13 protein-coding genes are annotated in these 14,511 nt (G+C 65.0%); 11 read left to right on the top strand and 2 right to left on the bottom strand.

Translation table 11 applies throughout. From position 1 onward, the window contains the following. The first annotated feature begins 145 nt into the window (after nucleotides 1-145). From ABRP30_RS10135 to ABRP30_RS10125, 3 genes are all read left to right on the top strand, one after another. Nucleotides 146-616: a MarR family transcriptional regulator gene (locus ABRP30_RS10135; protein WP_349974408.1), complete on the top strand. Its 471-nt coding sequence runs from the start codon at nucleotides 146-148 to the stop codon at nucleotides 614-616. 145 nt (nucleotides 617-761) lie between these two features. Beyond that, a complete protein-coding gene (locus tag ABRP30_RS10130) occupies nucleotides 762-1,820 on the top strand; it encodes an aromatic ring-hydroxylating dioxygenase subunit alpha (RefSeq protein ID WP_349974409.1) in 1,059 nt (352 codons plus the stop codon). A gap of 12 nt (nucleotides 1,821-1,832) precedes the next feature. Then, entirely contained in the window at nucleotides 1,833-2,783 is a 951-nt protein-coding gene (locus ABRP30_RS10125; protein WP_349974410.1) for a PDR/VanB family oxidoreductase, read from the top strand. A gap of 5 nt (nucleotides 2,784-2,788) precedes the next feature. On the opposite strand, the gene ABRP30_RS10120 is transcribed toward ABRP30_RS10125, so the two are convergent. After that, nucleotides 2,789-3,502, bottom strand: a complete 714-nt coding sequence (locus tag ABRP30_RS10120; RefSeq protein WP_349974411.1) for a GntR family transcriptional regulator — start codon at nucleotides 3,500-3,502, stop codon at nucleotides 2,789-2,791. Between the two features lie 122 nt (nucleotides 3,503-3,624). Here ABRP30_RS10120 and ABRP30_RS10115 point away from each other — a divergent pair, with 122 nt between their 5' ends. From ABRP30_RS10115 to ABRP30_RS10080, 8 genes are all read left to right on the top strand, one after another. Continuing rightward, a complete protein-coding gene (locus ABRP30_RS10115) occupies nucleotides 3,625-4,530 on the top strand; it encodes an AraC family transcriptional regulator (protein ID WP_349974412.1) in 906 nt (301 codons plus the stop codon). A gap of 141 nt (nucleotides 4,531-4,671) precedes the next feature. Further along, nucleotides 4,672-5,982 (top strand): sugar ABC transporter substrate-binding protein, encoded by a 1,311-nt coding sequence (locus tag ABRP30_RS10110; RefSeq protein WP_241806456.1) that lies wholly within the window; start codon nucleotides 4,672-4,674, stop codon nucleotides 5,980-5,982. An 80-nt stretch (nucleotides 5,983-6,062) separates the two neighbouring features. Then, entirely contained in the window at nucleotides 6,063-6,986 is a 924-nt protein-coding gene (locus ABRP30_RS10105; protein WP_349974413.1) for a sugar ABC transporter permease, read from the top strand. Between the two features lie 10 nt (nucleotides 6,987-6,996). Next, on the top strand, nucleotides 6,997-7,830 hold the full coding sequence (locus tag ABRP30_RS10100) for a carbohydrate ABC transporter permease (protein ID WP_267822878.1): 834 nt from the start codon (nucleotides 6,997-6,999) through the stop codon (nucleotides 7,828-7,830). 64 nt (nucleotides 7,831-7,894) lie between these two features. Continuing rightward, nucleotides 7,895-9,007 carry a sn-glycerol-3-phosphate ABC transporter ATP-binding protein UgpC gene (locus ABRP30_RS10095; RefSeq protein ID WP_349974414.1) on the top strand — a complete coding sequence of 371 codons (1,113 nt, stop codon included), beginning with the start codon at nucleotides 7,895-7,897 and terminating at the stop codon, nucleotides 9,005-9,007. Between the two features lie 11 nt (nucleotides 9,008-9,018). Beyond that, entirely contained in the window at nucleotides 9,019-10,494 is a 1,476-nt protein-coding gene (locus ABRP30_RS10090) for a mannitol dehydrogenase family protein (RefSeq protein ID WP_349974415.1), read from the top strand. 13 nt (nucleotides 10,495-10,507) lie between these two features. After that, entirely contained in the window at nucleotides 10,508-11,998 is a 1,491-nt protein-coding gene (gene xylB, locus ABRP30_RS10085; RefSeq protein ID WP_349974416.1) for a xylulokinase, read from the top strand. Between the two features lie 41 nt (nucleotides 11,999-12,039). Next, nucleotides 12,040-13,005, top strand: coding sequence for a carbohydrate kinase (locus ABRP30_RS10080; protein ID WP_349974417.1), 966 nt, complete (start codon nucleotides 12,040-12,042; stop codon nucleotides 13,003-13,005). A 7-nt stretch (nucleotides 13,006-13,012) separates the two neighbouring features. Here the strand turns inward: ABRP30_RS10080 and ABRP30_RS10075 are convergent, their stop codons facing one another. Beyond that, entirely contained in the window at nucleotides 13,013-14,086 is a 1,074-nt protein-coding gene (locus ABRP30_RS10075) for an aldo/keto reductase (RefSeq protein WP_349974418.1), read from the bottom strand. Nucleotides 14,087-14,511 lie beyond the last annotated feature (425 nt).

Here is a 14,511-nt window from a genome sequence, read left to right as displayed (position 1 = left end):
AGTTATGTCAATTAACTATTATGAAAATTATCTTTGCCTTCCAGCCGGTTGAGAGGCTTTTTGGCCTGAGCTCCCCTAGCCGGATCGTGCCGGCGCAGGCAAACTGGGTAACTTTCTTACTCATGAACCAGGAGCATGCAACCCGATGGCAAGGTCTGCCCGAACCGAAGACACCGCTTCCCTGCCCACGCCGCCTGACGATACGGTCCTCGAAGACCTGCTCGGCTATGCGTTGCGCCGCGCCCAACTGAAGCTGTTCCAGCACCTGATCGGCCGGTTGTCGGCCTACGACCTGCGCCCGGCGCAGTTCTCTGCGCTGGCGATCATCGAGCAGAACCCAGGCCTGATGCAGGCGGACCTGGCGCGTGCCCTGGCGATCGAGCCGCCGCAAGTGGTGCCGCTGCTGAACAAACTGGAAGAGCGCGCGCTGGCCGTGCGAGTACGCTGCAAGCCAGACAAGCGCTCCTACGGGATCTTCTTGAGCAAGTCGGGTGAAGCGATGCTCAAGCAGCTCAAGCAGATCGCCAGCGACAGCGACCGGGAGGCTACTGCCAGCCTTGACGAGGATGAGCGCGCACAACTGCTGCGGCTGCTGACGAAAATCTACAAGGACTAGGTTGGTTAATCCAAGAACGGCCTAATGGATCCATTAACCGTACGATAATCGCACAACCTCCAATTTTTGTTGGGATTTACCATTGACCAGCTTTCCAGCTCGGGTATTAATGGATCCATTAAATAACAACAATCGGAGGTCCTTCATGTACCCGAAAAACGCCTGGTATGTCGCCTGCACCCCTGACGAAATCGCCGAGAAGCCCTTGGGCCGGCAGATTTGCGGGGAAAAGATCGTGTTCTACCGCCCCAGCGAAAACCGCGTAGCGGCCGTCGAAGACTTTTGCCCCCACCGCGGCGCGCCGTTGTCGCTGGGTTTTGTCGAAAACGGCAACCTGGTGTGCGGCTATCACGGGCTGGTGATGGGCGGTGATGGCAAGACCGTCGACATGCCGGGCCAACGGGTGCGGGGCTTCCCCTGCAACAAGGCTTTTGCCGTGGTCGAGCGCCATGGCTTCATCTGGGTCTGGCCGGGTGACCAGGCCCAGGCTGACCCCGCCCTGATTCCGCAGCTGCCCTGGGCGGCCAGCGATGAGTGGGCCTATGGCGGCGGGTTGTTCCACATCGGCTGCGATTACCGCCTGATGATCGACAACCTGATGGACCTCACCCACGAAACCTATGTGCACGCCTCCAGCATCGGCCAGAAGGAAATCGACGAGGCGCCGCCGGTCACCACGGTGAGCGGCGACGAAGTGGTCACCGCCCGGCACATGGAAAACATCATGCCCCCGCCCTTCTGGCGCATGGCCCTGCGCGGCAATGGCCTGGCCGACGACGTGCCGGTGGACCGCTGGCAGATCTGCCGCTTCACACCGCCCAGCCATGTACTGATCGAAGTGGGTGTGGCGCATGCCGGCCACGGCGGCTACCACGCCCCGGTCGAGCACAAGGCCTCGAGCATCGTGGTCGATTTCATCACCCCCGAGAGCGACACGTCGATCTGGTACTTCTGGGGCATGGCGCGCAATTTTGCCGCCCACGATCAGGCCCTGACCGAGAGCATCCGTGAAGGCCAGGGCAAGATCTTCAGCGAAGACCTGGACATGCTCGAACGCCAGCAGCAGAACCTGCTCGCCTACCCCGAGCGCAACCTGCTCAAACTCAACATCGACGCCGGCGGCGTACAGGCACGCAAGGTGCTGGAGCGGCTGATCGCCAAAGAGCACGCGCCGCAACCGCACGTGATCGCCACCCACGCCTGAGGAGCCCGCGCCATGATCGATGCCGTAGTGGTATCCCGCAACAACGAAGCCCAAGGCATCTGCAGCTTCGAGCTGGCAGCCGCCGATGGCAGCCCATTGCCGCCCTTCAGCGCCGGCGCGCACATCGATGTGCACCTGCCGGATGGGCTGGTGCGCCAGTATTCGCTGTGCAACCACCCCGCCGAACGCCACCGCTACCTGATCGGTGTGCTCAACGACCCCGCTTCACGCGGCGGTTCACGCAGCCTTCACGAGCAGGTGCAGGCCGGCCACCGCCTGCGCATCAGCGCCCCGCGCAACCTGTTCCCGCTGGCCCAGGGCGCCCGGCGCAGCGTGCTGTTCGCCGGCGGCATCGGCATCACGCCGCTGCTGTGCATGGCTGAGCAGCTGGCCTGCAACGGCGACGATTTCGAGCTGCACTACTGCGCCCGCTCCAGCGAACGCGCGGCCTTCGTCGAGCGCCTGCGCGCCGCACCGTTCGCTGACCGCCTGTTCGTGCATTTTGACGAGCAGCCGGAGACCGCCCTGGACATCGCCCAGGTGCTAGGCACCGCGCAGGATGATGTGCACCTTTACGTGTGCGGCCCGGGCGGCTTCATGCAGCACGTGCTGGACACCGCCCGGCAGCTGGGCTGGCAGCAGGCCAACCTGCACCGCGAATACTTCGCCGCAGCACCGGTTGAAAACAGCGACGACGGCAGCTTCTCGGTGCAGCTAGGCAGCACCGGCCAGGTGTTCGAGGTGCCGGCCGACCAGAGCGTGGTGCAGGTGCTGGAACGCCACGGCATCGAGATCGCCGTTTCCTGTGAACAAGGCATTTGCGGCACCTGCCTGACCCGTGTGCTGCAGGGCACGCCAGAGCACCGCGACCTGTTCCTCACGGAACAGGAACAGGCGCTGAACGATCAGTTCACACCGTGCTGTTCGCGGGCGAAGACGCCCCTGCTGGTACTGGACCTGTAAACGGCTCAGGACGAGGGCAGGATCACTTTCATGCCCTCGTCCGTCGTGGCCCCGCCAAAGGTTTCGGCATAGCGCAGCGTGGCATTGGCATGCTCGCGCATGATCGCCTCGGCGCGGGCACCCTGGCCGTGGATGAGCGCGTCGAACACCGCATGGTGCTGCATGTGCGCGAAGTTGAAGCGCCGGTATTCACGGGCAAGGTCGTGACGGTCCACCGCCAGCGCGGTGACCGAAGCGAACGGCAGGTGATCGTTGCGCGCCAGGGCATCGGCGATGGCCGGGTTGTGGCTGGCCTCGACGATCACCTGGTGAAAGCGCATGTTCAGGTCGTGATAGGCGTGCAAGTCCTCTTCGCTTACATACCCCTTGTCGAACAACAGGTCGCCTTCGACCAGGCAGCGCTGCAACGCCTCGCGCGCCGCTGGCAGCAGGCCACGCTCAGCCGCCTGGCGGGCCGCCAGGCCTTCGAGTACACCGCGCACCTCCACGGCACCGGCGATGTCCTCGGCGCTGACCGAACGCACCTGGAAGCCCCGGCCGCCGCAACGCACCAGCAGGCCCTCCTGCTCCAGGATTCGGAATGCCATGCGTACGGGCATGCGTGAGACGCCGAACCGTTCGGCAGTGGGCACTTCCATCAGCCGCGCGCCAGCCGCCAGTTCGCCCGAAGCGATCATCTTGCGCAACGCGATCAGCACCATTTGACCGGGCTTGCTCATCCAGGGAGGTTCCAGAGACAGAAGCGCGCATCTTACCGCAAGCGCGGGCGCGCTTGGCGGCCTGTAACACCTGCCCTGTTCAGGCTACGATGCCCCTTCGTCCTCCGGAGCCCATCAGCGCCATGCCCAGAACGAGCAAAGTCACCGACCCGTCCTACGAGTTGATGGACGACCACGAGGGCGACTCACTGATCTACCGCCAGCATGGCTTCCCCAGCCCGCTGGTGCGCTGGCATTTCCACAAGGAATACGAACTGCACCTGATCGTGGCCAGCGCCGGCAAAGTGTTCATCGGCGACTACATCGGCAGCTTCGGGCCGAACACGCTGTTCCTCACAGGCCCCAACCTGCCGCACAACTGGATCAGCCAGGCCGGCCCCGACGAGGTGTTCAGCCAGCGCGACATGCTGGTCAATTTCACCGACGAGGTTCTGCACAGCGGCAGCCGGGTGTTTTCTGAACTGCACCAACTCAGCCCGTTGCTGGCCCGCGCGCACTACGGCATCGAGTTCCGTGACCCGGCGCTGATCGCCGAGAGCCGCAAGCTGTTGCAACGCATCGCGGACAGCCGGGGCATGACCCGCCTTGGATACTTTTTTATCCTCATGGAACAGCTCGCCGGCTGCGAGGACTACCAGCTATTGTCCACGGTCACCTCCTCGCACCTGGCTGACGAGCACAACGTCGAGCGCATCAACCGGGCGGTGGACTACATCTTCCAGCACTACGCCCAGGACTTGACCCAGAACGAAGTGGCCGAGCATCTGGGCATGACCCCCACCTACTTCTCACGCTTTTTCAAACAGGCGGCCGGGCGCGGTTTTGTCGAGTTCGTCAACCGCCTGCGAGTCAGCAAGGCCTGCGAATTGCTGGCCAAAAGCGGCCTGCCGGTGACCGAGGTGTGCTTCGAATCAGGCTTCAGCAACCTGTCCAATTTCAACCGGCGCTTTCAACAGCTCAAAGGCATGACCCCCTCCGACTACCGCAGCCTGGTGACCCAGCGGCTGACCGAGCAGAACCGTCACTGAGCGAACCACTGCAAAAAAGTATCAGCCGGCGTGCAGTCCACGCTTTGTCGCCAACGCCACGCGGGGGTGTAATCAGCGCCAGCGACACAAAAATAATAATGTCTTCCGTGCCGTCAACCGGCCCGGTAAGGGAGTTCATAGATGAACGACGCGATCAAGGCCTGCCTGGCCGCTGCCTGCCTCAGCCTGCCGCTATTGGCCCAGGGCGCCGAAACACTGACCATCGCCACGGTCAACAACAACGACATGATCCGCATGCAGCGCCTGGCCAAGGTGTTCGAAGAACAGCACCCGGACATCAGGCTCAAGTGGGTCGTGCTTGAAGAAAACGTGCTGCGCCAGCGCCTGACTACCGACATCGCCACCCAGGGCGGGCAGTTCGACGTACTGACCATCGGCATGTATGAAGCGGCGCTGTGGGGCGCCAAAGGCTGGCTGGAGCCGATGCAGGACCTGCCGGCCGATTACAACCTCGACGACGTGTTCCCGTCCGTGCGCAATGGCTTGTCGGCCAACGGTACGCTGTATGCCCTGCCCTTCTACGCCGAAGCCTCGATCACCTACTACCGCAAGGACCTGTTCCAGAACGCAGGGCTGAGCATGCCCGAGCAACCGACCTGGACCCAGCTGGGTGAGTTCGCCGCCAAACTCCACCACCCCGACCAGGGCCAGTACGGCATCTGCCTGCGCGGCAAGGCCGGCTGGGGCGAGAACATGGCGCTGATCGGCACCGTGGCCAATGCCTTTGGCGCACGTTGGTTCAACGAACAGTGGCAGCCGGAATTCACCGGCAGCGCGTGGAAGAACGCGCTGAACTTCTACGTCGATACCTTGAAGCAGTACGGCCCGCCTGGCGCGTCGAGCAACGGTTTCAACGAAAACCTGGCGCTGTTCAACAGCGGCAAGTGCGCGATGTGGGTCGATGCCAGCGTTGCCGGCTCGTTCGTCACCGACAAGACCCAGAGCAAGGTCGCCGACCAGGTCGGCTTCACCTTTGCGCCAAAGGAGGTCACCGACAAGGGCGCCTCGTGGCTGTATGCCTGGGCGCTGGCCATCCCAAGCAGCTCCAAGGCCAAGGACGCGGCGAAGGCCTTCAGCACCTGGGCCACGTCCGAAGCCTACGGCAAGCTGGTGGCCGACAAGGAAGGCGTGGCCAACGTGCCACCAGGCACCCGCGCCTCGACCTACAGCGACGCCTACCTGGCCGCTGCGCCGTTCGCCAAGGTGACGCTGGAGTCGCTCAAACGCGTCGACCCCAACCACCCCACGCTCAAGCCCGTGCCGTACGTGGGTATTCAGTTGGTGACCATCCCTGAGTTCCAGGCCATTGGTACGCAGGTCGGCAAGCTGTTCTCCGCCGCCCTGACCGGGCAGATGAAGGTCGACCAGGTGCTTGCCGCCGCACAGCAGTCCACCGAACGCGAGATGAAGCGCGCCGGTTATCCCAAGTAGCCCAGCCGTGGCCATCTGTGCGCCAACGCCTGGCGCGCGGAGGGCTGCCGTCCGCCCTTGTCGCTGCACACGGAGTCGCCATGGACACTTCGGCCCTCGATACCCCGACCCTCGCCACCCCACGCCCCGGCAAACGCCGCGTCGGGCCGGGTTGGTTCCTGGTCAGCCCTTCAGTGGCGCTGCTGCTGTTGTGGATGGTCGTGCCCTTGGGCATGACCCTGTATTTTTCCCTGATCCGCTACAACCTGCTGTACCCGGGCGAAAATGCGTACGTCGGCCTGGAGAACTTCGCGTACTTCGTCACCGACCCAGGCTTCATGCCCGGCGCCCTCAACACCCTGACCCTGGTCGGCAGTGTGCTGGCGATCAGCGTGGTGTTTGGCGTGCTCATCGCGGCGCTGCTGGAGGCCGGCGAGTTCTGGGGCCGCGGCGTGGTGCGGGTGCTGCTGATTTCACCGTTCTTCATCATGCCCACCGTCAGCGCGCTGCTGTGGAAGAACCTGATATTCCACCCGGTGTCGGGCATCCTCGCCGCCGTGTGGCGGCTGTTCGGCGCACAGCCGGTGGACTGGCTGGCGCACTACCCGCTGCTGTCGATCATCCTGATCGTCTCCTGGCAGTGGCTGCCGTTCGCCATCTTGATCCTGATGACCGCCATGCAGTCGCAGGACCAGGAACAGAAAGAAGCCGCACGCCTGGACGGCGCCGGGCCGCTGGCGATCTTCTGGCACCTGACCCTGCCGCATCTGGCCCGCCCGATTGCCGTGGTGGTGATGATCGAGACCATCTTCCTGCTGTCGGTGTTCGCCGAAATCTTCACCACCACCAGCGGCGGCCCGGGCTATGAGTCGACCAACCTCGCCTACCTGATCTACAACCAGGCGCTGCTGCAGTTCGACGTGGGCATGGCCTCGGCGGGCGGGCTGATCGCCGTGTTGATCGCCAACATCGCCGCCATCGTGCTGGTACGGATGATCGGCAAGAACCTGACCGAGCGCCGCTGAGGAGCCCGCCATGCTGTCACTCAAGCAAACCCGCCGCCTGCGCGACGCATTGATTGGCCTGCTGTGCTGGGGCATCGCCCTGACGATCTTCTTCCCGATCTTCTGGATGCTGCTGACCAGCTTCAAGACTGAGCTCGATGCCTTCGCCACACCGCCGCAGTTCATCTTCGCGCCAACGCTGGAAAACTACCTGCACATCAACGACCGCAGCGATTATTTCGCCTATGCCTGGAATTCGGTGCTGATCGCTTTCTCGGCCACCGCGCTGTGCATGCTTATCGCAGTGCCGGCGGCCTACTCCATGGCCTTTTTCGAAACCCGCCACACCAAGCGCACGCTGCTGTGGATGCTGTCGACCAAGATGCTGCCGCCGGTGGGCGTGCTGATGCCCATCTACCTGCTGGCCAAGCAGTTCGGCCTGCTCGACTCGCGCCTGGCGCTGATCATCGTCTACACCCTGATCAACCTGCCGATCGTGGTGTGGATGGTGTACACCTACTTCAAGGACATCCCGGTGGACATCCTTGAAGCCGCGCGCCTGGACGGTGCCGGCACCTGGCAGGAAATCGTCCGCGTGCTGCTGCCGATCGCCCGCGGCGGGCTTGCCTCGACCGTGCTGCTGTCGTTGATCCTGTGCTGGAACGAGGCGTTCTGGTCGCTCAACCTGACCTCTTCGGCCGCCGCGCCACTGACCGCGCTGGTGGCCTCCTACTCAAGCCCCGAGGGGCTGTTCTGGGCCAAGCTTTCGGCCGTCTCGACCCTGGCCTGCGCGCCCATCCTGATTTTCGGCTGGATCAGCCAAAAGCAGCTGGTGCGTGGCCTCTCGTTCGGGGCCGTCAAATGACCCAGCTCCCACGCGACACCTGCTCGATCAACCCCATTGCCGGCCGCCGCAGAGGACATTCGCCATGGCTGACCTGAAGATCCGCAACCTGCACAAAGGCTTCGATGGCCACGCCATCATCAAGGGCATCGACCTGGAGGTGCGCGACCGTGAGTTCGTGGTCTTCGTCGGCCCGTCCGGGTGTGGCAAGTCGACCCTGCTGCGGCTGATCGCCGGGCTTGAGGAGGTCAGCGGCGGCCATATCACCCTGGACGGCGTCGACATCACCGACACCGCCCCGGCCAAACGGGACCTGGCCATGGTGTTCCAGACCTACGCGCTTTACCCGCACATGACCGTTCGCAAGAACCTGTCGTTCGCCTTGGACCTGGCCGGCGTGGACAAGCGTGACGTGCAGGCCAAAGTCGACGACGCCGCGCGCATCCTCGAACTGCAACCGTTGCTCGAACGCAAGCCGCGGCAACTGTCGGGCGGCCAGCGCCAGCGGGTGGCGATCGGCCGGGCGATCGTGCGCAACCCGAAGATTTTCCTGTTCGACGAGCCGCTGTCGAACCTCGACGCCGCCCTGCGCGTGCAGATGCGGCTGGAGCTTGCGCGCCTGCATCAGGAGCTGGCCGCGACCATGATCTACGTGACCCACGACCAGGTCGAGGCTATGACCCTGGCCGACAAGGTGGTGGTGCTCAACGGCGGGCGCATCGAGCAGGTCGGTTCGCCGCTGGAGCTGTACCACCACCCGGCCAACCTGTTCGTCGCAGGTTTTCTCGGCACCCCGAAAATGGGCTTTTTGCGCGGCCACCTGAGCCACAGCCAGGGCACGCAGTGCGAGGTCACCCTTGAGTGCGGCGCCCGTGTCAGCCTGGCACTGAGCGCAGACGCCCTGCCCGCTGGCAGCCCCGTGACGCTGGGCATCCGCCCCGAGCACCTGAACATCGCCAGCACTGGGCACGGCACACCCGGCTCACTGCAGGTGACCGCCGACGTCAGTGAACGCCTGGGCAGCGACAGCTACTGCCATGTACGTGCCGGCTCCGGGGAAATGCTCACCGTGCGGGTGCGCGGCGACTTTGCGCCGGCCTTCGGCGAGCCCCTGGGCCTGACCTTCGACCCGGGCCACTGCCACCTGTTCGACAGCAACGGCCAAGCCCTGGACAAACGCCTGCAGCAAGCGGCCTGAGGACACACGCGATGAAACTCGACCCGCACCACCTCGACCTGCTGGCGCCTACGGTCGCCCGCCCTTCCTACGCGCCCTCGCAACTGCGCCAGGGCATCGTGCACATTGGCGTAGGTGGGTTCCACCGCGCCCACCAGGCGGCCTACACCGACGCCCTGATGAACCGCGGCGAAGGGCTGGACTGGGCCATCTGCGGCGCCGGCCTGCGCAGCGAAGACCGCGCCATGCGCGACGCTCTGGCGGCGCAGGGCTACCTGTACACCCTGTTCGTGCTGGACGACCAGCCCGACACCGAAGTGCGGGTGATCGGTGCCCTCAATGACATGCTTCTGGCCGAGGACGACGCCCAGGCGCTGCTGGCCAAACTGGCCGAGCCCGGCATCCGCATCGTCTCGCTGACCATCACCGAAGGCGGCTACTGCATCGACGACAGCACCGGCGAGTTTCGCGCCGAGCTGGCGCAGGTCCAGCACGACCTGGCCAACCCGCAGGCGCCGCAAGGCGTCTTCGGCTTCCTCTGCGAAGCCTTGCGGCGCCGCCGCGAGGCCGGCGTGGGGCCGTTCACGGTGATGTCCTGCGACAACCTTCCACACAATGGCGCGGTCGCGCGCAAGGCGCTGCTGGCCTTTGCCCAGTTGCTCGACCCGGACCTGGCCCGCTGGATAGGCGAGAACGTGAGCTTCCCCAATGCCATGGTCGACCGCATCACGCCAATGACCAGCGGCGACCACCGCCAACAACTGTTCGAGCGCCACGGCGTCGAGGATGCCTGGCCGGTGGTGTGCGAGCCGTTCCTGCAGTGGGTGGTGGAAGACACATTCGTCGCCGGGCGCCCGGCCTGGGAAAAGGTCGGCGTGCAGTTCACCGACGACGTCACCCCCTATGAAGAAATGAAGATCAAGCTGCTCAACGGCAGCCACCTGGCATTGACCTACCTGGGCTTCCTGCAGGGCTATCGCTTGGTCCATGAAACCCTTGCCGACCCACTGCTGCGCCGCTACATGCGCACGTTCATGGACCTGGACGTGACCCCGCAGCTTGCCCCGGCGCCCGGCATCGACCTGGAACGCTACAAGGACAGCCTCACCGAGCGTTTCGCCAACCGCGCCATCGCCGACCAGTTGGAGCGGGTGTGCTCGGACGGCTCATCGAAGTTTCCCAAGTACATCGTCCCCACCGCCAACCAACTGATTGCCCAGGGCCAGCCGCTGGACCGCGTGGCCCTGGTGGTGGCGGCCTGGGCCTTGTACCTGCGCGGGGTAGACGAACAGGGCAGCACCTATGCCATCCCCGACCCGCGCGCGGCCCAGTGCCAGGTACGGGTGGTGCAGCGTGACGGGCTGGCTGCCCGAGTGCTGGGCGACGAGACCATATTCGGCACGGTCATCCCCGCCTCCGGTGCCTTCGTCAGCGCTTTCGAGCGCCTGTATGACAGCCTGTGTGAGGTTGGCGTGAGCGAAACGCTGCGCCAAGTGCTTGGCGACTGATCCGGAGCGCGCGATGGACGGACTGTTTCTCGGCATCGATTGCGGCACCCAGGGCACCAAGGCGCTGGTGTTGGACGCCGGCAGCGGCCAGGTGCTGGGCCTTGGTAGTGCCGCGCACGCGCTTGCCCGGGGCCTAAACGGGCGCCGCGAGCAGGACCCGGCCGACTGGCTGGCCGCCCTGCACACGGCAGTCGCTGGCGCACTGCATGAGGCCGGCGTCGACGGCCAGGCCATCCGTGCGCTGGCGGTATCTGGCCAGCAGCATGGCCTGGTGATGCTGGACGCCCAAGGCCACGTGCTGCGCCCGGCCAAGCTCTGGTGCGACACCGAAACCACGGCAGAAAACCAGGCCCTGCTGAACGCGCTCGGCGGTCCGCAGGGCTCGCTCGACCGGCTGGGGCTGGTGATCGCCCCGGGCTATACCCTGTCTAAGCTGCTGTGGAGCAAACGGCACTTCCCCGACCTGTTCGCCCGCCTGGCCCATGTGCTGCTGCCCCACGACTACCTCAATTACTGGCTGACAGGCCGCGCCTGCAGCGAGCCGGGCGATGCGTCGGGTACCGGTTACTACAACGTGCACCGCAACAGCTGGGCAAACGATGTGCTGCAACTCATAGAGCCGGGCGAGCGCCTGTTGGCGGCACTGCCCGAGCTGCTCGCCCCTGGCGCCTGCGTCGGCCCGCTACGCGAGCAGGCTGCTGCTGGCCTGGGGCTGAACCCTCACGCCTGGGTGGCCACCGGCGGCGGCGACAACATGCTCAGCGCCATCGGTACCGGCAATATCAGCCCCGGCATGATCACCCTCAGCCTGGGCACCTCGGGTACCCTGGCAGCTTACACCGAGCATGCCCAGCTCAACCCCAAGGGCGAGGTGGCGAACTTCTGCGCCTCCAGCGGTGGCTGGCTGCCCTTGATCTGCACGATGAACCTGACCAGCGCTTGTGCGCTGGTGCGTGACCTGCTGGAGCTTGACCTCACCCGCTTCACGGCCCTCGCCGCACACGCGCCGGTTGGCGCCGACGGCCTGTTGATGCTGCCGTTTTTCGATGGCGAACGCGTACCCGCGCTGCCCACTGCCAGCGCCAGCCTGCATGGCATGACCAGCGCCAACCTGACCCGTGCCAACCTGTGCCGGGCCGTGCTCGAAGGCACCTGCTTCAGCCTGCGCTATGGCCTGGACCTGCTGCGCGCCAATGGCCTGCAGGGCAGCGAAATCCGCCTGGTAGGTGGGGCGGCAAAAAGCGAGTTGTGGCGCCAGGTCCTGGCCAATCTGCTGGGCCTGCCAGTAGTGTGCCCGCGCCAGACCGAAGCCGCCGCACTGGGCGCGGCCATCCAGGCCGCCTGGAGCCTTGGCCGCCAACTGGGCGACGGCGACAGCCTCCAGGCCCTGTGCGAGCGCTGCGTCGAGCTGGACGAAAGCACCCGCACGCTGCCCAACCTGGCGCAACAGGCCGCCTACGGCGTGGCCTACAGACGCTACCTGGATCACCTGCCTGTGCGCTGATCGCGGTACTGTCCTTACTTTTTTCTGTTTGGGAGAACTTCATGTATCTGGTATGTGGCGAGGCGTTGTTCGATGTCTTCAGCGTGGAAAACAGCCCGCGCAGCGCAGAACTGGGCTTTACCGCAATCGCTGGTGGCTCGCCGTTCAACGTCGCCGTCGGCCTGCGCAGGCTTGGCGTTGCTGCTGGGTTGTTCGGCGGATTGTCCAGCGACCACCTCGGCGCGCGCCTGCGCCGGGTACTGGAGGAAGAAGGCGTAGATTGCCAGCACCTGGTCACCAGCGATGCCCCCACCACCCTGGCCATGGTCGGCCTGGATGCCAACGGCTCGGCGCAGTACCAGTTCCGCGGCGAAGGCTGCGCCGACCGGCAGGTGCGGCTTGAGCATCTGCCGATACTGGATGAGCACGTGCACGGGCTGCACGTGGGGTCGTACACACTGGTGGTGACACCCGTGGCCGACTCGCTGCTGGCATTGGTGGAACGCGAACGCGACCAGCGGCTGATCAGCCTGGACCCGAACGTGCGCCTGAACCCACAGCCGGATGTGGCGCTGTGGCGCACACGCGTCGAAGCATTTGCCGCGCACGCACATTTGATCAAGGCCAGCGAGGAAGACCTGCAGGTGCTGTACCCGGGGCGCGACGTTGGCGAGGTAGCCCGTGGCTGGTTGAACGAGCGCTGCCGGCTGGTGTTCGTGACCCACGGGGCTGAGGGGGCCAGCGTGCATTGTGCGCACGGGTCATGGCACAGGCCCGCGGACAGCTCACTGCCGGTTCGCGATACCGTGGGGGCTGGGGACACGTTCCAGGCAGCCGTGCTGGCCTGCCTGGCTCGACTGGGTGTGGACAGCCCGAAGGGTGTGGCGATGCTGGAGCGCGATACGGTCGATGCGATACTGACCTATGCCATTGCGGCGGCCGCGGTGACCTGTTCCAGGGTCGGGCCGGACCTGCCGTTTGAACGTGAGGTTTCCCGCATGCCTCAGGCTGTCGATACCTCGGGCTGATTACCGATCAGGCGTTGTGCTGCTTCATCGTTTGCCGATGCAGGGCAATGAACGGTGCCTCCGCCGGGTCGATGCGGTCCATTTTCGCCGCGATGCGGTGCCAGTACGGATACTGCGGCGCGATCTGCGTCACCCGCTCGATCTGCTCCAGGTCTTGGCTTGTCAGCACCAGTTCCACCGCCTGCAGGTTGTCGTGCAACTGCTCGGCCGTGCGCCCCGCGGTGATGACACTGGTGATCCCTGCCCGGTCCTTGAGCCAGGCCAGGCACACCCGTGCCGGGGAGCAGCCATGGCGCCGCCCCACCTCGATCAGCGCCTCGATGATGTCGTAGGCCCGCTCCTTGTCATGCACGTAGGGTTCCGGCCAATCATTGCCCTGGCGCGTGCCGGCGGGGGTCTGTTGCCCGCGGCGCACCTTGCCGGTCAACAAGCCCTCCCCCAGCGGCCCCCATACCAGCGTGGCAAGGCCCTGGTCGAGCGCCATCGGCAGCAGCTCGTACTCCGCTTCACGGGCTTCGGGGGTGTAGTAGATCTGCTGGGAAACCGGCTGCTGCCAGCCGTTGAGCCGGGCACTGCCGAGGGTTTTCATCATCTGCCAGGCGGTGTAGTTTGACGTGCCGAAGTAACGCACCTTGCCGCTTTGCACCAGGTGCTCCAGCGCGGCCAGGGTCTCTTCTACAGGGGTGATGCCGTCCCAGTTGTGGATCTGGTAGAGATCGATGTGGTCGGTGCCCAAGCGCTTGAGGCTGGCTTCGCAGGCACGGATCAGGTGATAGCGCGAGGCGCCGCTGTCGTTGGGGTTGTCGCCCATCGGGCTGCGCGCCTTGGTGGCGAGGATGATCGACTGGCGCCGTTCACCCAGCGCCTGGCCGACGATTTCTTCGGCCAGGCCGTGGGAGTATAGGTCTGCCGTGTCGACCAGGTTGACCCCGGCATCGAAGGCCATGTCGAACATGCGCCGGGCCAGTGCCACGTCCACGCTGCCGGTTTTCTCGAATGCCCCACGCCCACCGAACGGGACCGTGCCGACTACCAGTTCAGAGACCAGCAGGCCAGTGTTGCCGAGTGTGCGGTACTTCATGGGTAGTGCCTCCAAATGCGAACGACTTGGAAGTACCGACGGGGTGAATTGCTGAAACGTTCAATCTGATTGGTTATGCCTAAGCGCTTTGGGGCTGCTGCGCAGCCCATCGCCGGCAAGCCGGCTCCCACCCGGACGGCGCGGTTCTTGAGCTGCGCGCTCGACCTGTGTCAGCCGGCTTGCCGGCTCTTGCATGGACAGCGCAGTTCTTGAGCTGCGCGCTGGACATGTGGGAGCCGGGCTTGCCGGCGATGGGCCGCATAGCGGCCCCAACTTCAAGGCCTCACTCAGCGCCAGGCGGGATACCGTCCTTGTTCTTGTCCTTGAGCCTGGCCTTTTCCTCTTCCGTGGAATGAGCCGGAACCTGGCTTTGTTTCGGGTCTTCGTTGTGCTCAGTCATGGTGCTTGCCCTCAGGGTGATGTTC

It is taken from the genome of Pseudomonas sp. WHRI 8519 (assembly GCF_040224055.2).
Taxonomy (GTDB): domain Bacteria; phylum Pseudomonadota; class Gammaproteobacteria; order Pseudomonadales; family Pseudomonadaceae; genus Aquipseudomonas; species Aquipseudomonas putida_X.
This window is presented reverse-complemented; position numbering and strand designations above follow the sequence as displayed.